This is a genomic window from Pantoea sp. SM3 (assembly GCF_000963995.1).
GTDB classification, from domain to species: Bacteria; Pseudomonadota; Gammaproteobacteria; order Enterobacterales; family Enterobacteriaceae; genus Pantoea; species Pantoea rwandensis_B.
This window is the reverse complement of the sequence record NZ_JZRD01000077.1, coordinates 1-699: the sequence shown is the minus strand read 5'-3', so window position 1 is coordinate 699 and position 699 is coordinate 1. Positions and strand designations below refer to the sequence as shown.

Here is a 699-nt window from a genome sequence, read left to right as displayed (position 1 = left end):
TAATGCCGATCAGTTAAGGATCAGTTGAACGATCCTGTGGCTATGTAAGAATCCGGAAACGCTTCGTTTCCGGATTTTTTTTATGCAGCTCAGTCAGGCCCTTGATATCGTCTCTCGTTACGATTCTCTTCGTAATCCTCTGAATACGCTCGCGGATGTTCTTGACCCTGCGCTCATCAGCCGCTGCCTTGAGGAAGCTGGCACGGTCACGCTCCGCAAGCGCAGACTCACTACAGATATGATGGTCTGGTGTCTCATCGGCATGGCCCTTGAGCGCAAAGAACCCCTTCACGCCATCGTTAATCGCCTTGATATTCTGTTACCGGGAAACCGTCCTTTCGTTGCGCCCAGCGCCGTAGTGCAGGCAAGGCAGCGGCTGGGGGACGACGCTGTACGGCGGGTTTTCGAACAGAGCAGCGAGCTCTGGAATGCACAGACTTCCCACCCTGACTGGTGTGGTCTGACGCTGTACGCTGTTGACGGCGTTGTCTGGCGCACGCCAGAAACACCTGATAATGAGAAGGCTTTCGTCCGTTCAGGCACGGTGGCAGGCGCCTCTCCTTATCCGCAGGTTCGCATGGTCTGCCTGATGGAACTCACCAGCCATCTTATCAGCGGCGCCGCGATGGGCTGCCAGAACGAGAATGAGATGGTGCTGGCAGAAGGTCTCATTGAACGCGCGTGCGACAACAGCCTGAC

At 55.9% G+C, this 699-nt stretch carries 1 protein-coding gene; it reads left to right on the top strand.

Going from position 1 to position 699, the window contains the following annotated elements; genetic code table 11:
• Window positions 1-82 precede the first annotated feature (82 nt).
• A partial coding sequence (locus tag VI01_RS24475) for an IS4 family transposase (protein ID WP_045816988.1) occupies window positions 83-699 on the top strand: 617 nt, incomplete at its 3' end.